Raw genomic sequence first — 17496 nt, 5'->3', positions numbered from 1 at the left:
GATGTTCCTGAACAGATCCTGAAGGCACCGCGGCCGGCGGGTCGTATGCGCGCCTAGTCTGGAGATGTGTCCGGTCCGCGTCCCTCGGTGCTGCAGTTCGTCCGGTATCTCGCCGGGCGGCCACTCCCCGCGTCGATGCACGACTGGGTTCTGCACGACGTGATGGGACACGGCAACGTCCGCCGGTACTTCACCCGCGGGATCGTCATGTTCCTGCCGGTCTACATCGTGTGCATCCTGCTGCCCGGCCCGGCTCTGGTACGCGTCGCGATGATCCTCATGTTGGCCATCCCCGTGGCGTACTTCCAGATAGCACTGCGCAACGTCTACCGCGCTCACCTCCTGCGCTCCAACGGGATAGACCCTGACATCCTGAAGGTGCAACGGCTGGAGCGCGAGCGCCGCGCCCGCGAGAACTGGGTCCGCAGGCACGGCTACTGAGCCGCCGCTAGCCCTCCGCGAAGCGATCGAACACGCGCTGGGGCCCGGGGCCGTCGACGGCGAGACGGTCGCCGGGGTTGGCGAGCATGCAGCCGGTCAGGGACAGGCAGCCGCAACCGATGCAGTCCGTGAGGTGATCGCGCAGGCGCGTGAGCTCGTTGATGCGGTGCGTGAGGTCGTCGTGCCAGTACCGGGAGAGCCGAGCCCAATCCTTCTTGGTGGGTGTGCGGCCGTCGGGCAGGGTGTCGAGTGCCGTGCGGATCGTCGCCAGGGGGATGCCGACGCGATGACTGATCCTGATGAAGGCGACCCGGCGCAACGTGTCACGCGTGTAGCGGCGCTGGTTCCCGGAAGTGCGCCGCGAGGAGATCAGCCCCTCGCGCTCGTAGAAGTGCAGCGCCGAGACCGCTACGCCGCTGCGGGCGGCGAGCTGTCCGACGCTGAACTCCCGAGGTGGTAGGGCCACGATCCGACCCTACCCGAACAAATATCAAGGTTTATCGCGGCGCCGCGGCCTTGGAGGTCGTCGTCGCAGCGGCGGGCTTGGCCGACGGCTTCGCCTGTGCGCTCGCGCTGGGCTTGGCACCCGGCTTGGCCGAGGGCTTGGCGGCCAGCTTCTTCGCGGGAGCACTCGACGTCGGCACCACGATCGGGGTCGGCGGGTTCTTCACGCGCGATACCTGGCGATTGAACACGGCCTCGGTGATCGCGTTGTCGTTCGCGGTGAAGGTGATCGGATCGCGGGTGGAACGTGAGGCGCGCAAGGCCACGGTCACACCGTCGACCACAGTGCTGAGGCTGCGGGAGATCGTGTACTGCTTGACGTTGCCGCGCTGCGACGAGACCTGCAGGTCCACGCCGAAGCTGTTGGAGCCGCCGCCCGGGACGCCTGCGGGCACCGCCTTCACCTTGGAGGTGACGGCGCCGGCGACGACGGTGAACTGGCCGCACTTGGGCAGCGCGGCCTTCTGCGCGGCCAGGTTGGCAGCGAACTTGGAGACGACGATCGAGTACGTGATCGCGTTGGACGTCGCGTTGGTCTGCGCTGTGTCCGTGTTCTTGGGGATCGCGAAGCCGGCGTAGACGGGCTTGCAGGCCGCGGGCGTGACCTTGACGTTGTTCAGGCTGGCCCACACCGAGTTCCACCCGGCCGAGGCATTGCTGAGCACCGAGCCGTTGTAGCCCATGCCGTCGGGGAGGCTGTTGTAGTCGAGAACCATCTGGCCCGCCAGAGCCTGCGGGGTCGAGGTGCCCGACGCGGAACCGGCGGCGGACGGAGCCGCCGCACCCGACGGAGCGGCCGGGCCCGACGGTGCTGCGGGCGCGGCCTCGGCGACCGACGGGACAACCAGGGCGGCAGAGGCCGCAACGGACAGGGCGGCGATCGCCACCGACTTGCGATTCATCCATCTCTCCCAACGCACTCGCCGTCAGCAGCAACTCTGGCGTGCTTCGGCTTACATTTTCCTGAGCAAGGTAGCACGAATCGCATATGCGAGGATGTGAGCTGTGGAGCTGTGGGATGCGCCGACCGTCGACGACCCGGTGACCGGTACCGTCACGCTGCCGGGGTCCAAGTCGATCACCAACCGGGCCTACATTCTTGCGGCACAGTCCGATTCGCCGTCCACCCTGGTCAACGCGCTACGCAGCCGGGACACCGACCTCATGATGGCGGGCCTGGAATCACTCGGAATCCGTATCTCTGCCGAAACCCCCGGGTCGACAACCGTTCACCTGACCGGCGGCGCGTTGCACGGCGGCACCGTCGACTGCGGGCTCGCGGGCACTGTCATGCGCTTCCTCCCGCCACTCGCTGCGGGCGCACACGGCACCGTCGAATTCGACGGTGACGGCCAGGCCCGGACCCGCCCGCTGGGGACGGTCCTCGAAGCCCTGCGCGGGCTCGGCGCCGACGTCGACGGCGACGCGCTGCCGTTCACCGTCCACGGCACCGGCCCGATCCGCGGCGGCGCGGTGACGATCGACGCGTCGGCGTCCTCGCAGTTCGTCTCGGGGCTGCTGCTGTCCGGTCCCAGCTTCACCGGGGGTGTGACGGTGCACCACGACGGCAAGCCGGTCCCCTCGATGCCGCACATCGAGATGACGGTCGCCATGCTGCGCGCCGCAGGCGCCGAGGTGGACACGTCGGAGGCGAACACGTGGCGCGTCGCGCCCGGCACGCTCGCGGGCCGGGAGTGGATCGTGGAGCCGGACCTCTCCAACGCGACGGTGTTCCTCGCGGCCGCCGCGATCACCGGCGGCGCCGTGACGGTGCCGCGCTGGAACCCGGACTCGACGCAGCCGGGTGTGCAGTTCGCGGACGTCCTGGCCGCGATGGGCGCGGAGGTCAGGCACGCCGACGGGGCGCTCACGGCTCGCGGTACCGGCCGTCTCGACGGCGTCGACTGGGATCTCCGGGACATCGGCGAGCTGACCCCGACGGTGGCGGTCCTCGCGGCCCTGGCACAGTCACCGTCACACCTCCGGGGGATCGCGCACCTGCGCGGGCACGAGACGGACCGGCTCGCGGCCCTGACTCGGGAGATCACGGCGCTGGGCGGCCGATGCACCGAGACCGAGGACGGGCTGCACATCGAGCCCGCAGACCTGCACGGCGGCGTGTGGCACAGCTACGCCGACCACCGCATGGCGACCGCCGGCGCGATCCTCGGCCTCACGGTGCCGGGCGTACAGGTCGAGGACATCGCGACCACCGCGAAGACCATGCCCGACTTCCCTGCCCTGTGGGCCCGGCTGGTGGCGTCCTGAACCGGCGCGACTGGGACGAGACCGACGTCCGGGTGCGCCCGGGTAAGGGCAGTCGGCCGCGCACCAAGAATCGCCCCGACCACGCCGATGCGCAGACCGCGATGGTCGTCTCCGTGGACCGCGGCCGCTGGGGATGCGTCCTCGGCGGAGACCCCGACCAGCCGCTGGTGTGCATGCGGGCCCGCGAGCTCGGAAGAACGCCGATCGTGGTGGGTGACAGCGTCGCCGTGGTCGGAGACCTCTCCGGGGCCCCGGGCACCCTCGCCCGGATCGTGCGCGTCGACGAGCGGCGAACGGTGCTACGCCGCACCGCCGACGACACCGACCCGTACGAACGGATCGTCGTAGCCAACGCCGAACAACTGCTCATCGTCACCGCGCTGGCCGACCCACCGCCGCGTACCGGTTTCGTAGAGCGCGCCCTCATCGCCGCCTACGCCGGCGGACTCGAGCCCATCCTGTGCCTCACCAAATCCGACCTCGCCGATCCGGAAGAATTCGTCGCCGCCTTCGCCGATCTCGACCTGCAGGTCCTCGTAGCCGGGCGGCAGGACCCGATCGACGAGGCCCGTGAACTGCTCGCTGGGCACGTGACAGCACTGATCGGCCACTCCGGCGTCGGCAAGTCGACCCTGGTGAATCGGCTCGTCCCCGAGGCGAATCGCGCCACCGCCGAGGTTTCGGGCGTGGGCAAGGGGCGACACACGTCGACACAGTCGGTCGCACTATGGCTGCCCGCGGGCGGATGGGTGATCGATACGCCCGGGATCCGAAGCTTCGGGCTCGCGCACATCGAGCCCGACGACGTCATGGGCGCATTCGAGGATCTCGCGACAGTCGTGGACGAGTGTCCCAGGGGCTGTACGCATCTCGGGCCGCCCGCCGATCCCGAGTGCGCGCTGGACGGGCTCACGGGCACCGCGCACCGCCGCGCCGAGGCCGTCCGTGGACTACTCGCCGACCTCGCCTCGACGCCCGACTGGGCCTAGAACGATTCCTTGTGCATGTGATCGATTGCGAGCACGATCTGCTCACGCTCCCCACCCCACTCCGTCAGAGCACTCCGACGCCTGTGGGTACGGGGCGGCTAACCGGCGGCGCGCTCGGCTCGGCCCGCTGTGCGGTGTACAGGACAGCCGGGCGCGAAGGTGCCCATCTCCCTCAGCTCGGAACCGCCCGGGTAGCTGCGGATCCGACGCAACGAGTCGACGGTCTTGGGCCTGCGCCGGGCGGGCAGACGACGAACGAGAGCTGCGCGGGCGCGCAGCCCGGACTCGACCAGGCGGCGCAGCCGTTGGCCGGGATCGTCGTAGCCGAACGCAGCGAGCAGCGGCGGGTCCATGATCGCCTGGGCCACGCGGCCGGCAACGCTCTCGGGCACGCCCGGATAGAAGGTCGCGAAGAGCCGCAGGGTCGAATCGGCGACGGCACGGCCCCCTCGGTCGAACGCGAAGTGCTCGGCCTCGTATTCGTCCAGTAGCAGCGCGAAATCGTCATAGCTGTGCGGGATCTCGCGAATCCCCATGCGGCGGCCCAATGCCTCGTAGTACCGGACAGCGGCTACCACCTCGTCGGGCTCGAGCGCGCGCCAGCCGTACCGCTCGATCCACCGCACCGGGATCACGACGAAAGTCGCAAGCACGTACCGCATGTCGTCGTTCGATATCTCGTACATGTGGTGCATCTGGTTGATGCGCCGGATCGCCTGCTTGCCTGCCGCGCTGTCCATCCCATGCGTGAAGGGCGCCTCGAGCAGGAGGGCCGTGTCGTCGTAGCGCTTCTGCACCCGCTCTGTGAACTCTCCGGTCTCGAACAGCAGCCGGCCGATGCTCGGCACCGCGTAGGTGCGGAACAGCGCGAAACTGAGCGCCTGGTTGATGTCCCAGGGGAACTCGTACTGAGCTACGTCGCGGTAGATCTCCTCGAAGTGGTCCTCCGGATCGAGCGCGACGGTGCGGCGCGTGCGGGACATGTGCGGTCCTCCTCTGCTGTGAACCGAGCATAAGTCGACTTATGGAAATGTGCAACAGGTCACTCTGCGCGGGGCCCGGAAGCGCGCGCGACGGATAGGGTGGGGCCATGTCAGAGCCTTGCCGCAGGTCGACCGGCGCCCGGCGCCGCTATCTCGACGCGGGCATGGCGGTGCTCGCCGAACAGGGCTACCCCGGCCTGAAACTCGCCACAGTGTGCCGACACCTGGGAACCACGACCGGATCCTTCTACCACGCCTTCGAAAGCTGGCCGGAGTTCCAGCGCGACCTCATCGCGCACTGGCGGCAGACCGAGTCCGACGAGCTGATCCGTGTCACCTCGCAGATCGCGGACAACACCGCGAGGCTCGACGCGCTCACAGACGTGGCCCTGACCCTGCCGCATGCAACGGAACGCGCGATCCGCGTGTGGGCGGAGAGTGATCCCGCCGTCGCCGCGGTACAGCGGGCCGTGGATGCGGACCGCATCGAAGCCCTCACCGACGCGTTCGCGGTCTCCTCCGGCGATCGAGTGCTCGCGCGGCGGCTGGCGTGCGTCGCGATGCAGCTGCTCGTCGGCTACGAGGCCGGGATGGGCACCGTCGACGACCTGGCCTGGGCGTTCGCCACCCTCCGCGACGGCAACGCGGGCGCATGAGGACACTGGGATGGTGAAACCCGCACAGCGCGCACAGGCCGCCGAACCCTTCTACGCGATGGCGGTGTCACAGCGCGCCGCCGAGCTCGAGGCGGCCGGGCACGACGTGGTGAAACTGAGTCTGGGAGAGCCTGATTTCGGTGCGCCGCAGGCGGTTCGGGATGCGATGGTGACAGCCATGGACGGCCGCCCTCTCCCCTACACGTCCGCGTTCGGATCCACGGAGCTGCGCTCGGCGATCGCCGGCTTCTACCACGACCGGCACGGTGTGCAGATCGATCCGGCACGCATCGCCGTCACGTCCGGCGCGTCGGCAGCACTGCTCCTCGCCACGGCAGCCACCGTCGACCCCGGTCACGACGTGATCCTCGCCGACCCCTCGTATCCGTGCAATCGCGCGATGATCGAGACGTTCGGCGGCCGCGCGATCGCTGTGCCGACCAGCGCGGCGACCCGCTTTCAGCTCGACCGCGCCGCCGTCGTGGGCGCGTGGACGGATTCCGTTGCGGCAGTGATGATCGCGACGCCGTCGAACCCGACAGGTACGTCGATGCCAGCTGCGGAGCTCGAGGCGGTCTGCGCGCTCGCCCGCGAGCGGGACGTGTGGCGGATCGTCGACGAGATCTACCTCGATCTCGCCGATCCCACCGAATCCGGGCCCGCGCGCAGCGTCCTGACGACGGACTCCGACGCGATCGTGATCGGTAGCTTCTCCAAATACTTCGGCATGACGGGCTGGCGCCTGGGCTGGTGCGTTCTGCCCGAGTCACTGGTACCGGTGGTCGAGCGTCTCGCCCAGAACTACTTCATCTGCGCTTCGGCGCCTGCACAGGTCGCCGCACTCGCGTGCTTCACAGACGACACCCTCGCCGTGTGCGAGGCCCGGCGACTCGAGTTCGCGGCCCGCCGAAGGCTGGTGGTGGACGGGCTGTCACTGCTCTCGCTCCCCGTCTCCTCGGAGCCTGACGGTGCCTTCTACGCCTACTTCGACGTGTCCGGGACCGGCCTCGGGTCGTGGGAGTTCTGCCGTCGCGCACTCGAGGACGCGCACGTGGCCCTCACGCCCGGAAGGGATTTCGGTACGCACACCGCGGAAACCCATGTGCGCCTGTCGTACGCGGCATCGCGGGAACAGCTCACGGAGGGGCTGCTCCGTCTGGGTCGACTCCTCGAGTCGCTGCGCGAGCGGCGGCCCGCATGAGGCCCGGAACCCGGCCGATAGGCCGCGCGGCTCCCCTGATGAGCTGTGCAGCAGGCGTGTGTTTCGTTCTGCTGGGCGCGTGTTCGCAGACACCCGTCGCGGAAGGCCCGGGCACGCCGGCCGCGAGCCGGACGACCCCGCCTCCGGCGTCCTCGACCACCGCCGGGTCCGCCGCATCGGCCGCGGGCCCGATTTCCTCGACCGCCCGATGCGCTGATGCCGGCGCCCCGCCCGGCTCGGCGCGGAGGGATGTCGGCGCGGCGTACGGGTCCCCGGCCACGCTGTGGATCACGGACTTCAGCGTCGGGATCACCACCGGACGAGGGACCGGACGCGCGGCTATCAACAGTGCGAGCCCGCTCCAGCGCGTCGCACTGCTCGTAGACGCCCAGCAGGACGGACGGCACCAGATCATCGTCGATGCGGGCCGCGCGGCGTACCTCTACACGGTCTCCGGCTGTACCGTGACTCCGGTCGTAGGGCCGGACGGTGCGCCGTTCGTGTTCGATCGCGGGCACCGCAGGGACACCGGCGACGGTGTGGGCTGCAGCGACCTCGGCCACGGCCGCCGGCTGGTCGTCCTCCTGCAGCAACACGAGGCCGGGCGCTGGACGGTCCGGCGCACCGAGATCGATCTGCGCGGCGACACTGCGACACCTGGGGCGTCGGACACCGTTATCGCCAGGTCGCAACAGGATCCGGCGTGGACCACCGCGGAGACGGTGAGCTGCGGGGACCTGACCGCCGACCGCGACGGCCTACGCGCGCCGCTCTGACTCCCCACCACGTCGACGACCGTCACGCAGTCAGGCGTGCACCGCCGTCGGCAACGAGGACGGTTCCGGTGATGTTCGGATTGGTGGCCAGGAGGACGATCGCCTCCGCGATATCGGACGCCGTCGCAATACGTCCTGTGGGCAGCGCCGCGGCCGCCTGTGCGAAGAACGCGTCGCGTTGCGCGGCGGGGAATCCGTCCCACCACGGGGTGTCGACGTAGCCGGGTGACACAGCATTCACACGGATGGGCGCGAGCTCGGCGGCGAGCGGCTGCACAAGCCCCTCGACGGCGGCGTTGAGCGAACCGATCCCGGCCGTGCCCGGCATAGCGGCTCGGGCCGTCACGGCGCCGACCAGTGTCACCGACGCACGTTCGGCGAGCGCCGGTAGTGCCGCCTGCATCACCGTGACCGTGGGCCAGTACTTCTCATCGAAAGCGCGCCGCAGATCGCCGATCTCCACGCCTGCGAGAGGCCCGGTCCCGCCGCTACCGGCAAGGGTGATCACGAGGCGATCCAGCGGCGCGATACTCCGAGCCAGCGCCTCGACCGCCGCGCTCTCCGAACCGTCCAGTAGGTGCCCTCGCGCATCGACGGTGGCGAGCGCGCGTTCGAGCCTCTTCCGTGAGCGACCGGCGATGTGCACCTCGTCTCCGCTGCGCGAGAGCTGTTGGGATACAGCGAGTCCGATACCGGAGGTTCCGCCGACAATGAGCGTGGTGGCCATGACTGTTCCTTTTTCGAGACGTATCGTCTCGTTGAATGTAGCACTAAATCGGACCGCGACGTCTCGGAAATGTGACTACAGTGGTCCAGGTGACCGATTCCCCGACCGAGACCCGAGGCAGGAAGCGGAGCGAGCAGACGCGGCTGGCGATCCTCGCCGCCGCATACGAGCTCACGCGGGACGTCGGCTACCAGGCGCTCACGATCGAGGGGATCGCCGCGCGGGCCGGATCGGGCAAGCAGACGGTGTATCGCTGGTGGCCGAGCAAGGTCGACGTCCTGCTCGAGGCCCTGACGCTCGAGGCGGATCTGACCGTCTCGGTCGCGGACCACGGTTCGCTCCGCGCGGACATCGAGGCGTTCCTGCGGGACTCGGCCGAACTGCTGGTGAGACCGGGTGTGGCGGAGGTCCTCCGTTCGTTGATGAGCGAGGCGCAGCAGGACCCCGACTTCCGCCTGCGGTTCCAGGAGGGCTTCCTCTGCAAACGGCGGGCGGCTTTCGAGTCCCTGACTACGCGGGCGGCCGAGCGTGGTGACTGGCCCACCCATCTCGACGGTGCATTCGCCGCCGACCTCGTATTCGGCCTCATCTGGTACCGGGTCCTGGCCGCCGAGCCCGAGATCACCGAACAGGACATCGCGACGTTCCAACGTCTGCTGTCCGCCTGACCGCCCGAGCAGGCAGGCAGCGCGGTCACGTGGTCGGGAAACGGCCGGACCGCACCACGGTCTACGGTCGATCTCATGGACATGTGGTGCGCACCGAGGCGGGCCCGATGACCGACGGTCGCGTCCCGCGCGGACGGCTGCGCCGGACGATGCCTCTCACAGGCTTCACCGCTCGCGCTGCGGGCGGGCGCGTCGTGGCAGCCCTGCGGGAGCGCGCCGGCGACGACGGCGCAGTGGACCGCTATCACGAGCGGACCGCCGCGCGGTACGCCGAGCTGCTCGGCCACTCCAAGGGCCTGATGATGAAGGCGGGGCAGATGTTCTCGGTCATCGAGGCAACCGGCGCCGGGAGCGGAGCGAGCGGGCCGAATCGACCCGGCGCCGGGAGCGGAGCGAGCGGGCCGAATCGACCCGGCGGGATCCTTTCGCCGTACCAGCGGGCGCTGGCCCGACTACAGGCCGACGCGCCGCCCATGCACCCCGATCTCGCGCGCTCGGTCATCGAGGACGATCTGGGCCGTCCGGTCGGCGAAGTGTTCGCGGAGTTCGCCTCCGAGCCCATGGCCGCGGCGTCCATCGGGCAGGTGCATCGCGCGACGCTCCCGGACGGTCGTTCGGTCGCGGTCAAGGTTCAGTATCCCGGTGTGGCGGAAGCGATACGCGACGATCTGCGGAATACCGAGCTGGTGTCGTCGGCGCTGCGCCTGATGGGCGGGCCGATGTCGGACCTGCGTGGCGCGACCGCCGAGATCGCCGAGCGCATCGGCGAGGAGTTGGACTACCGGCGCGAAGCCCGGAACATCGCGGCATTCGCCGAGCTGTACGCCGGGCACCCGCACATCGTCGTGCCCGAGCCGGTTCCGGGTGCCAGCGGAGACCGCGTCCTGACCATGTCCTACCTGGACGGGATGGATTGGGCCGCAGCGCAGACCGCGGACCAGGAGCTGAAGAACGTATGGGCCGAGGTGCTGTCGCGAATGATCACCGGCTCGTACCGGCACGCCGACCTGTTCCATGCGGACCCCCACCCGGGGAACTTCCGGTTCCGTCCCGACGGCCGCGTCGGACTACTCGACTTCGGTTGCGTGAAGGTGCTTTCCGAGCCGGTTCGGCACCGCATGGTGTCGCTGTTGCGTGCCACCGTCGAGGGTCGCCGGGAGGATCTGCACGGCCTGATGGCCGCCGCCGGGTTCTTCCCGGACGGCGTGGACCTCTCGGTCGACGACGCGTACGGCTGGTGGGCGTCGATGGTAACGGAGCTGATGGGCCCACAGCCCGCGACGTTCACCGCGGCCCAGTCCGAGCAGACGGTGCGCGCGCTGATCGACGTGCGGTCGTCCGACCATCCGGTGCGCCGCATGACCATTCCGCGCGACTACGTCTTCTTCTCCCGGATCAGCCTGTCGATCGGGGCGATGCTCGCAACCCTCGGTGCCACGTTCTACGCGCGGGCGGCACTCGACGATATGGACGGCGTGGCAGCGCCGGTGTCCGAGGTGGGCCGAGCTCACGAGGCGTGGGTGCGTTCGCGTGGCCTGCCGCACGGAATGGACCATCATGTCTGACAGCGGATCCGGATCCCGCCTCCCGTGGGCCGCCGCAGATCCCTATTCCTTCTACGCCACCCGCCGTACGGAAGGTCCGGTGGTCTGGGACGAGCGCGCCGGGGCGTGGCTGGTACTCGGCTACGCGGAGGCGCGGCAGGTGCTGGCCGGACCCGGGTGGACCAGCGACCCGCTGGCCGCCCCGGGTGTTCGCGACGCAGCCGATCCCCTCGCGGTCGAATTCACTGGCCGTACCATGCTTTTCGCCGACGGTGCGACACATCGCCGGCTCCGCGGTTCGCTGCGTGACGTGTTCGCACCCGGCTTCATCGCGGGTCTCACCGACGGTATCGACGCCGTGCTCGACGACCTCCTCGATTCGCTGCCCGCCGGGGCCGAGGTCGACTTCGCCGCCGACGTCGCGCTGCCCCTGCCGTTGGCGGTGATCGGCGCGTGGCTCGACTTGGACGACGGAGCGACTGCTGCGCTGCAGGAGCTGTCCCCCAGCGTGATCCGCGCGCTGGGCGCGTTCGCCGACGGTGCCGAGATCGCCGCGGGCGCCGCCGCGGCGGCCGCACTCACGGGCATGTTCCTGCCGCTCGCCGCAGACCGTCGCGCACACCCCGGGGACGACCTGCTCAGCTATCTCGCGACGGATCCGGACCTGGAGCTCGATGACGTGGTCGCCAACGCCCTGCTGCTCGCCGTCGCCGGACACGAGACGACCGCGAACGTATTGGGCGCCGGGATCGTCCGCCTGCTGTCCTCCGCGGCGCCGGTCCCGGCGGGGCCGCCGTCCGGACGATCGGATGCCCGACTGGTCGCCGAGTTGCTGCGCCTGGACGCGCCCGCCCAGGCGGTGGCGCGGACAGCAGAGGAGGAACATGAGATCGCCGGGGTGACGATCGCCGCGGGCGATGCCGTTCTGGTCGTGATCGCGGCGGCTAACCGGGACCCGGCAGTGTTCGTCGAGCCTGACACCCTGCTGCCCGAACGTGAAGGGCCACCTACACTCTCGTTCGGGCACGGGGCACATTTCTGCCTTGGCGCCGCGCTCGCGCGGCTCGAACTCGAGCATGCGCTGCCGCGCGTTCTGGCGCGCGCACCGCGGTTGTCCGGCCCCGTGGCCTGGCGGGACACACCCGCCGTTCGCGGCCCGGTGAGCGTCCCCGTCGTCTTCGACAGGTAGCTCCGACACCGTTACAGGAGGCCGCGCGGATCTCACGTCAGCCCGCCGTCGGGCGTCTACAGGAAGAAAGGAGAAGTCAGATGAGCATCAGGCATACCGCGGCGGACACCTCGCTCGGACCGCTGACGATCATGGCGTCCAGCCGCGCGCTCGTGGGACCGCACTTCCGCCACCATCGCCGCCGGCCCGACAGCGCCACCTTCAGCGATGCGATCGATACGGACCGCCTGCACCGGGAGGCGATACTGGAGATCGTGACGTACCTTGCCGACGAGCGACGCCGGTTCGACCTACCGGCCTCACCTGACGGCGATTTCTTCCGGTGGGCGGTCCGGGCAGTGGTCGGTGAAGTCGCGTGCGGCGAAACGATCACCAATGGAGAGAGCGCCGAGTATCTGGACCAGGTGCGAATGGCGTGGCAGACCGGCCGGTGGGTGCGAACCCGCTGTGCGCGCCGCGGACTCCGAGGGAGGTGCTACTCGAGTGGAAGTACCCTTCGAGCAAGTGGTAGATGACAACGCCGCCACCGTACTGCGGGTGTGCCGGACGATGCTCAGCGCGCACGACGCCGAGGACGCCTGGTCGGAGACCTTCCTGGCCGCGCTGCGCGCATATCCGGATCTTCCGGACGACGCCAACGTCGAGGCTTGGTTGGTGACGATCGCGCGCAGGAAGGCGATCGACGTGATCCGAGCGGCGAAACGGCGCCCCACTCCGGTCGACGAAGTACCAGAATCGGCCACCAGCAAAGGATTCGACCGCGATGACGACGACGTCTGGACGGCAGTAGCGCGCCTACCCGACAAGCAGCGCACGGCGGTGGCTTACCGATACGCCGCCGACCTGCCTTATGCAGAGATCGCCGAGATCCTCGGCGGCACCGTCGAAGCCGCGCGACGCGCCGCAGCAGACGGACTGAAGAACCTACGAAGAACCTATCCGGGCGCACACTGAAAGGAGAACCAGCATGAACGAATCCACCACGAACACCGACATCACCAGCATGCTCTCGGCGCCCGTCAGCTCCGATACGCTCGCTCGACTCCGCGACCGTCTGATCACGCAGGCGCAGACCGAGGGCCTCCTCGACGTCGCCTACACCACCGTCGATTCCCCGCTCGGTGAGCTGCTGCTCGCCGCCACGGACAGGGGCCTGGTGCGAGTCGCCTTCGCTCGCGAGGACCACGACCGGGTCCTGGAGGTGCTCGCCGCCAAGATCAGTCCTCGGATCCTACGAGCGCCGCGGCGTCTCGATCGCGCCGCCCGCGAGCTGGACGAGTACTTCGAGCACCGACGCAGGGACTTCGACCTCGAGCTGGACCTATCACTCTCACACGGCTTCCGACAGCTCGTGCAGCGTCACCTTCCGGAAATCGGCTACGGGCAGACCCTGAGCTACCGCGAGGTAGCCGAGCTCGTGGGAAACCCGGCGGCCGTACGGGCCGTCGGCACCGCGTGCGCGACCAACCCGATCCCGGTCGTAGTGCCCTGCCACCGAGTCGTGCGGGCCGACGGCACCCTCGGCGGCTACGTCGGCGGCGCTGATGCCAAGTCGGCGCTCCTGCACCTCGAGGCGGCATGAATACGGCCACGACGACACCGACATCCGATAGCCGGGGAACCTCATGTACACGCTTCGGGATCACACGGATCATTTGTTCCAGAGCACCACGCCCGGCACCTGGGGCGGACACCGGCAGAGCAGGATCTATGGCCGTCTCGACGGTGTCGATCGGCGATAGCGGCACCGGCGGATTCCACCTGCTCATCGGCCTCGGAAGCGCCGCTGCCGAGCAGAGCCGATGACGAGGAAGGCCTATTGTTCCTCGTTCACCATGACGCCGGCGATCGTCGTCGATCCATCGATCGACGATCCTCGAACGTCGATCCCGAACAGCCCCAACGGCGCTTCTTGCCGGAACCGCACCTCAGCCCCGGGAAGCTCGACAACAGTCCCCCGCACAGGACATCCCACAAAGCCTGCGAGCTTCCGAGCATCTTCCTCGGGATCAGCACTGCCTATCAGCAATGCAACAAGGTCCGGACGACCTTCCGAGCTGATACCGGCGGCAGCTCTGTGTTCGGCGCGCATCCGGCCCAGCTCGGCCCGCGGCGGCTCGTAGGTGATGAAGAACGGGAAATACGACGGTGCATCCCGCACGAACACCTCGACGAACCCCACCCCCCTGTCTTCGAACCACACGTCCAACACCTCGACCTCCCGCCCGGCCGCCCGAAATCGGTCGGCCGTGGCACGAGCATCCGGAACATCGACAGCGAAAGTCAGCAGGCCAGGGCCCTGCAGGGCCTCAACGGCGGGCTTGAGAATATCGATGCCCTGCGCATACTTCGAGGCTCTCACCGCCTCCCAGTCATCGACGGTCGCCAGCTCGACATACCGCTCGTCGTCAACGCCCCAGGCGCCGTTGCGGAACCCCGGCATCGTCAGCGCCTCATGAGTGGGTATCCCCGACTCCTCGTAGGCCTTCATCGCCTCACCCAGGTCATCGACCCAATGAATGAGATGGTCGAACGCAGCCTGATCCGCCATGAAAACCCTCCTCCGTAGTTAGCTCACCCTAACCTCGAAGGTCGTTGTCGGGCCAGCACGCGGAGTGATCTCACGTTCGCAGAGTGCGCAGCGTCTCCAGAGTGGATACCACACAGGCGGTATCCACCTGCGACGCATAGGAAGTGAGAACACCATGTCGATCGAAGACAACAAGGCCATCGTCGGGCGCTGGTTCACCGAGTTCTGGGGCAACCCGTGGAATCCGGCCGTCATCGATGAACTCGCCGCACCCGATATCCGCTTCGAGTACTCGCTACATCAGCCGCTTCGCGGACGCGATCAGGTCCGCGCCTTCGCCGAGAGCTTCCGCGCGGCGTTCCCAGACCTGAACTTCTGGGGCACTGCGGATCTCATCGCCGAGGGCGACTACGTCGTGGGGCAGTGGGAAGGTGGCGGCACCCACACCGGCGACGTCGACTTCACCGATCTGCCGATCGGCTCCGTCTCTGCGGCCTCGGAGAAGACGATGCGGTTCACCGGCACCACAGTCTTGAAGGTGCAGAACGGACTGATCGCCGAGGAGGTCGGTCTCGACGACGGCGTCAAGGTCCTCCAGCAACTCGGCATCATCCCCACGAGCTGACCCCGAGCCCCGCCGCCGCTACAGATCGAGCCGCGCGTGCAGGAGACCCTCGTAGTGCGGGCACCCATCCGGCGAGGAGCTGGGATGATGGTGGTGGATGTGCTCCAGTAGTTCGCACGCCTGTTGCAGCTGCTCGATCCGCTCTCGCAGACTCGCCACCTGAGCCGTGACGAGTCGGTCCCATCGGCGGTCCGCCGCCGGCCCCGCCATCATCTCGCCGATATCGTCCAGACTCATCAATGCGGCGCTCTGCCAGAAGTCGATCATGGCCAGCTTCCGCACCTCGGCCGGCCCATACCAACGTCGGCCCGAGCGCCAGGCCGCCGGCGCCACGAGCCCGCGTTGCTCGTAGTAGCGGATCGCCGATGCACGCATCCCGAGCCGGCGCGCCACGACATCGATCGACTGCAATCCGTCCATCCCGGAGCCCGAACCCATGCTGGGAGTGTGACCCGCTGCCGGGTTGCCTTCAAGTCGAGTTGAGGTTGCACTATCTGTTCCATGACAGACACCGATGCCACCAGCGGGTGGGTTACCGAGTTCGTCCGAGACCATCCCGATGCGGCCGTAGCGACACTGCGAGCAGACGGGTCGACGCACGTCGCGCGCGTCGAGCTCGCGGCCGTGGGAGACCGCATCCAGAGCACCGGAGCCCCGTCACTGGTACGGACGCGCAACATCCGGCGGGACCCTCGGTGCTCGCTCTTCGTCTTCGGCCCGTACCCGCGCTGGCTGGGCCTCGACGCCGAGGCTCGGATTCTCGACGGCACGGATGCGCCGGAGCTGCTGGTGCGGCTACTGAAGGCTCGCCACGGGGACCGCACCCCGCCCGGTATGGTGCTCGGCCACGACGAGGCGACGGGTGGCGATCGACTGTTTCCCGAGCGCGACTACCTCGACCGGGTTCGGCGCGATCAGCTCTTCGTCTTCGACTTCCGGATACTCCGCTCGTACGGGAACCCGCACGCCTGACGGGCCTGGCACGCCTGACGCCGCGGCGAGTGGGTCGTCAGCCCCGACGGCGCTCCTCGCGCAGGCGACGCTTCTCCTCGACCTTGCGGTGCGCGAGCTCGGCCAAGGCCGTGCGCAGCCCCTTACGCTGGACTTCGACCTGCGCGGCGGCCAGGCCCTCCTGCGCATGCGCGAACCGCTCGTGGGCGCTCTCCTGCGCGTGTGCGATGCGCTCTTGCGCGGACTCCTGCGCATGCGTCAGCCTCTCACGCATCACGAAGCGGAGTTCGGACGCCGTCTCAGGGGCGTCGTCGCTGGTGGCCCTGAGCCACCGGTCCGGGAGCGCGAGCTTGGCGATGGTGCGCGACGTGAGCCCGTATTGTTTCGCGAGGGATCCCTCGGTGTACGGCAGGTCATACTTCTCGCACAGAGCTCGCACTCGAACTGCCACGGACGCAAGACGATTCGACGGCAGATCGGGGAACAGGTGATGCTCGATCTGGTAGCTCAGATTCCCGGACAGGAAGTCCATGACGGGACCGCCGGTGATGTTCGCGCTACCCAGCATCTGACGCAGGTACCACTCACCCTCGGTCTCGTCCACGATCGACTCGGGCGTGAACTTCTCCGCCCCGTCCGGAAAATGCCCGCAGAAGATGACCGCATAGGTCCACAGGTTGCGGATCACGTTGGCAGTGAGATTCGCGGTGAACGTCCGCCGGAAGGATCCGCCGACCGCGCGACTGACCAGCGGATAGGCGACGAAGTCCTTGCCCACCTGACGCGCGGACTTCAGGCCGAGTTCGGCGAGCTGCTTCCGCGTGATCGGCCACGGCTTGTTGCCGGCGATCGCCTCCGCGAGCTCGATGTCGTGCAGCGCGATGCCCCACTCGAAGGTCACACCGAGGAACAGACTCGCCAGTGGCTGGAAGACCCGCTTGAACTGCCACCGCTCGTCGCGCGTCACGCGCAGCACGCCGTAGCCGACGTCGAGGTCCAGCCCGACGACGTTGGTGTACTTGTGGTGCATGTAGTTGTGCGAGTGCATCCAGTGTGCCGACGGACACGCCATGTCCCACTCCCACGACGTGGAGTGGATCTCCGGGTCGTTCATCCAGTCCCACTGGCCGTGGATGATGTTGTGCCCGAGCTCCATGTTCTCGATGATCTTCGCGAGCGCGAGCATCCCGACGCCGCTGCACCACAGCACACGGCTCCGCGAGCCGAGCAGGGCCAGCCGCCCGCCGGCCTCCAAGGCGCGCTGCGCCCGGATCACCCGGTGGATGTATCGCGCGTCGGCATCGCCGCGCGTGGACTCTACGTCTGCCCGGATCTGGTCGAGCTCGCGCGCGAGCTCTTCTACCTCCTCCGGAGTGAGGTGCGCATATGCAGCGACGTCACTGATAGCCACGTCGGGCCGCCCTTCCTCGATCGGTATGCCCTG

21 protein-coding genes are annotated in these 17496 nt (G+C 68.6%); 14 read left to right on the top strand and 7 right to left on the bottom strand.

Going from position 1 to position 17496, the window contains the following annotated elements:
• Window positions 1-66: 66 nt before the first annotated feature.
• Window positions 67-441, top strand: a complete 375-nt coding sequence (locus tag P0W64_RS11760) for a DUF5313 family protein (protein ID WP_275480299.1) — start codon at window positions 67-69, stop codon at window positions 439-441.
• 7 nt (window positions 442-448) lie between these two features.
• Here the strand turns inward: P0W64_RS11760 and soxR are convergent, their stop codons facing one another.
• Together soxR and P0W64_RS11750 are read right to left on the bottom strand one after the other, a co-directional pair.
• Window positions 449-907: a redox-sensitive transcriptional activator SoxR gene (gene soxR, locus P0W64_RS11755; RefSeq protein ID WP_275480298.1), complete on the bottom strand. Its 459-nt coding sequence runs from the start codon at window positions 905-907 to the stop codon at window positions 449-451.
• A 31-nt stretch (window positions 908-938) separates the two neighbouring features.
• On the bottom strand, window positions 939-1847 hold the full coding sequence (locus P0W64_RS11750) for a hypothetical protein (RefSeq protein ID WP_275480297.1): 909 nt from the start codon (window positions 1845-1847) through the stop codon (window positions 939-941).
• Window positions 1848-1950: 103 nt separating this feature from the next.
• Between P0W64_RS11750 and aroA the strand changes: the two genes are divergently transcribed.
• Both aroA and rsgA read left to right on the top strand, forming a co-directional pair.
• Window positions 1951-3213, top strand: coding sequence for a 3-phosphoshikimate 1-carboxyvinyltransferase (gene aroA / locus P0W64_RS11745; RefSeq protein WP_275480296.1), 1263 nt, complete (start codon window positions 1951-1953; stop codon window positions 3211-3213).
• Window positions 3189-4202, top strand: a complete 1014-nt coding sequence (gene rsgA / locus P0W64_RS11740; RefSeq protein WP_275480295.1) for a ribosome small subunit-dependent GTPase A — start codon at window positions 3189-3191, stop codon at window positions 4200-4202. Before aroA ends, rsgA begins: the two co-directional genes overlap by 25 nt.
• A 98-nt stretch (window positions 4203-4300) precedes the next feature.
• Here rsgA and P0W64_RS11735 read toward each other — a convergent pair whose 3' ends face one another.
• Complete coding sequence (locus tag P0W64_RS11735; protein WP_275480294.1) at window positions 4301-5185, bottom strand: oxygenase MpaB family protein; 885 nt, start codon at window positions 5183-5185, stop codon at window positions 4301-4303.
• Between the two features lie 107 nt (window positions 5186-5292).
• Between P0W64_RS11735 and P0W64_RS11730 the strand changes: the two genes are divergently transcribed.
• Genes P0W64_RS11730 through P0W64_RS11720 form a run of 3 tightly spaced genes read left to right on the top strand, consistent with a single transcriptional unit; the run spans window position 5293 to window position 7818 of the window.
• The gene (locus P0W64_RS11730) at window positions 5293-5841 is read left to right on the top strand and encodes a TetR/AcrR family transcriptional regulator (protein ID WP_275480293.1); all 549 of its coding nucleotides are present in this window, start codon (window positions 5293-5295) and stop codon (window positions 5839-5841) included.
• Between the two features lie 10 nt (window positions 5842-5851).
• Window positions 5852-7042: an aminotransferase class I/II-fold pyridoxal phosphate-dependent enzyme gene (locus P0W64_RS11725; RefSeq protein ID WP_343232851.1), complete on the top strand. Its 1191-nt coding sequence runs from the start codon at window positions 5852-5854 to the stop codon at window positions 7040-7042.
• Window positions 7043-7080: 38 nt separating this feature from the next.
• The gene (locus P0W64_RS11720; protein ID WP_275480292.1) at window positions 7081-7818 is read left to right on the top strand and encodes a hypothetical protein; all 738 of its coding nucleotides are present in this window, start codon (window positions 7081-7083) and stop codon (window positions 7816-7818) included.
• Window positions 7819-7840: 22 nt separating this feature from the next.
• On the opposite strand, the gene P0W64_RS11715 is transcribed toward P0W64_RS11720, so the two are convergent.
• Window positions 7841-8545, bottom strand: coding sequence for an SDR family oxidoreductase (locus P0W64_RS11715; RefSeq protein ID WP_275480291.1), 705 nt, complete (start codon window positions 8543-8545; stop codon window positions 7841-7843).
• 89 nt (window positions 8546-8634) lie between these two features.
• Between P0W64_RS11715 and P0W64_RS11710 the strand changes: the two genes are divergently transcribed.
• The 6 genes from P0W64_RS11710 (at window position 8635) to P0W64_RS11685 (ending at window position 13528) form a co-directional block, all read left to right on the top strand.
• Window positions 8635-9213 (top strand): TetR/AcrR family transcriptional regulator, encoded by a 579-nt coding sequence (locus P0W64_RS11710; RefSeq protein ID WP_275480290.1) that lies wholly within the window; start codon window positions 8635-8637, stop codon window positions 9211-9213.
• Window positions 9214-9320: 107 nt separating this feature from the next.
• Window positions 9321-10778 (top strand): AarF/ABC1/UbiB kinase family protein, encoded by a 1458-nt coding sequence (locus P0W64_RS11705; RefSeq protein WP_275480289.1) that lies wholly within the window; start codon window positions 9321-9323, stop codon window positions 10776-10778.
• Window positions 10771-11946 (top strand): cytochrome P450, encoded by a 1176-nt coding sequence (locus P0W64_RS11700; protein WP_275480288.1) that lies wholly within the window; start codon window positions 10771-10773, stop codon window positions 11944-11946. Before P0W64_RS11705 ends, P0W64_RS11700 begins: the two co-directional genes overlap by 8 nt.
• Before the next feature lie 80 nt (window positions 11947-12026).
• Window positions 12027-12461 carry a hypothetical protein gene (locus tag P0W64_RS11695; protein ID WP_275480287.1) on the top strand — a complete coding sequence of 145 codons (435 nt, stop codon included), beginning with the start codon at window positions 12027-12029 and terminating at the stop codon, window positions 12459-12461.
• Window positions 12430-12900 (top strand): sigma-70 family RNA polymerase sigma factor, encoded by a 471-nt coding sequence (locus P0W64_RS11690; protein ID WP_275480286.1) that lies wholly within the window; start codon window positions 12430-12432, stop codon window positions 12898-12900. The genes P0W64_RS11695 and P0W64_RS11690 overlap by 32 nt, the downstream gene beginning before the upstream one ends.
• A gap of 13 nt (window positions 12901-12913) precedes the next feature.
• The gene (locus tag P0W64_RS11685) at window positions 12914-13528 is read left to right on the top strand and encodes a methylated-DNA--[protein]-cysteine S-methyltransferase (RefSeq protein WP_275480285.1); all 615 of its coding nucleotides are present in this window, start codon (window positions 12914-12916) and stop codon (window positions 13526-13528) included.
• A gap of 234 nt (window positions 13529-13762) precedes the next feature.
• Here the strand turns inward: P0W64_RS11685 and P0W64_RS11680 are convergent, their stop codons facing one another.
• Complete coding sequence (locus P0W64_RS11680) at window positions 13763-14497, bottom strand: VOC family protein (protein WP_275480284.1); 735 nt, start codon at window positions 14495-14497, stop codon at window positions 13763-13765.
• A 154-nt stretch (window positions 14498-14651) separates the two neighbouring features.
• Between P0W64_RS11680 and P0W64_RS11675 the strand changes: the two genes are divergently transcribed.
• On the top strand, window positions 14652-15101 hold the full coding sequence (locus tag P0W64_RS11675) for an ester cyclase (RefSeq protein WP_275480283.1): 450 nt from the start codon (window positions 14652-14654) through the stop codon (window positions 15099-15101).
• A gap of 18 nt (window positions 15102-15119) precedes the next feature.
• Here the strand turns inward: P0W64_RS11675 and P0W64_RS11670 are convergent, their stop codons facing one another.
• The gene (locus P0W64_RS11670; protein WP_275480282.1) at window positions 15120-15539 is read right to left on the bottom strand and encodes a MerR family transcriptional regulator; all 420 of its coding nucleotides are present in this window, start codon (window positions 15537-15539) and stop codon (window positions 15120-15122) included.
• Between the two features lie 63 nt (window positions 15540-15602).
• On the opposite strand from P0W64_RS11670, the gene P0W64_RS11665 reads away from it, so the two are divergent.
• On the top strand, window positions 15603-16073 hold the full coding sequence (locus P0W64_RS11665) for a pyridoxamine 5'-phosphate oxidase family protein (protein ID WP_275480281.1): 471 nt from the start codon (window positions 15603-15605) through the stop codon (window positions 16071-16073).
• Between the two features lie 37 nt (window positions 16074-16110).
• Here the strand turns inward: P0W64_RS11665 and P0W64_RS11660 are convergent, their stop codons facing one another.
• The gene (locus tag P0W64_RS11660; protein ID WP_275480280.1) at window positions 16111-17463 is read right to left on the bottom strand and encodes an acyl-CoA desaturase; all 1353 of its coding nucleotides are present in this window, start codon (window positions 17461-17463) and stop codon (window positions 16111-16113) included.
• Between the last annotated feature and the right edge of the window lie 33 nt (window positions 17464-17496).

The organism is Tsukamurella sp. 8F (assembly GCF_029167375.1).
GTDB lineage: Bacteria > Actinomycetota > Actinomycetes > Mycobacteriales > Mycobacteriaceae > Tsukamurella.
This window is presented reverse-complemented; position numbering and strand designations above follow the sequence as displayed.

Coding starts and splice junctions, on each gene's coding strand:
- P0W64_RS11720 (WP_275480292.1), top strand. CDS start 7,081: ATGAGCTGTGCAGCAGGCGTGTGTTTCGTTCTGCTGGGCGCGTGTTCG.
- P0W64_RS11675 (WP_275480283.1), top strand. CDS start 14,652: ATGTCGATCGAAGACAACAAGGCCATCGTCGGGCGCTGGTTCACCGAG.
- P0W64_RS11715 (WP_275480291.1), bottom strand. CDS start 8,545: ATGGCCACCACGCTCATTGTCGGCGGAACCTCCGGTATCGGACTCGCT.
- P0W64_RS11665 (WP_275480281.1), top strand. CDS start 15,603: ATGACAGACACCGATGCCACCAGCGGGTGGGTTACCGAGTTCGTCCGA.
- P0W64_RS11685 (WP_275480285.1), top strand. CDS start 12,914: ATGAACGAATCCACCACGAACACCGACATCACCAGCATGCTCTCGGCG.
- P0W64_RS11670 (WP_275480282.1), bottom strand. CDS start 15,539: ATGGGTTCGGGCTCCGGGATGGACGGATTGCAGTCGATCGATGTCGTG.
- P0W64_RS11705 (WP_275480289.1), top strand. CDS start 9,321: ATGACCGACGGTCGCGTCCCGCGCGGACGGCTGCGCCGGACGATGCCT.
- P0W64_RS11680 (WP_275480284.1), bottom strand. CDS start 14,497: ATGGCGGATCAGGCTGCGTTCGACCATCTCATTCATTGGGTCGATGAC.
- P0W64_RS11730 (WP_275480293.1), top strand. CDS start 5,293: ATGTCAGAGCCTTGCCGCAGGTCGACCGGCGCCCGGCGCCGCTATCTC.
- P0W64_RS11750 (WP_275480297.1), bottom strand. CDS start 1,847: ATGAATCGCAAGTCGGTGGCGATCGCCGCCCTGTCCGTTGCGGCCTCT.
- P0W64_RS11725 (WP_343232851.1), top strand. CDS start 5,852: ATGGTGAAACCCGCACAGCGCGCACAGGCCGCCGAACCCTTCTACGCG.
- P0W64_RS11700 (WP_275480288.1), top strand. CDS start 10,771: ATGTCTGACAGCGGATCCGGATCCCGCCTCCCGTGGGCCGCCGCAGAT.
- P0W64_RS11735 (WP_275480294.1), bottom strand. CDS start 5,185: ATGTCCCGCACGCGCCGCACCGTCGCGCTCGATCCGGAGGACCACTTC.
- P0W64_RS11695 (WP_275480287.1), top strand. CDS start 12,027: ATGAGCATCAGGCATACCGCGGCGGACACCTCGCTCGGACCGCTGACG.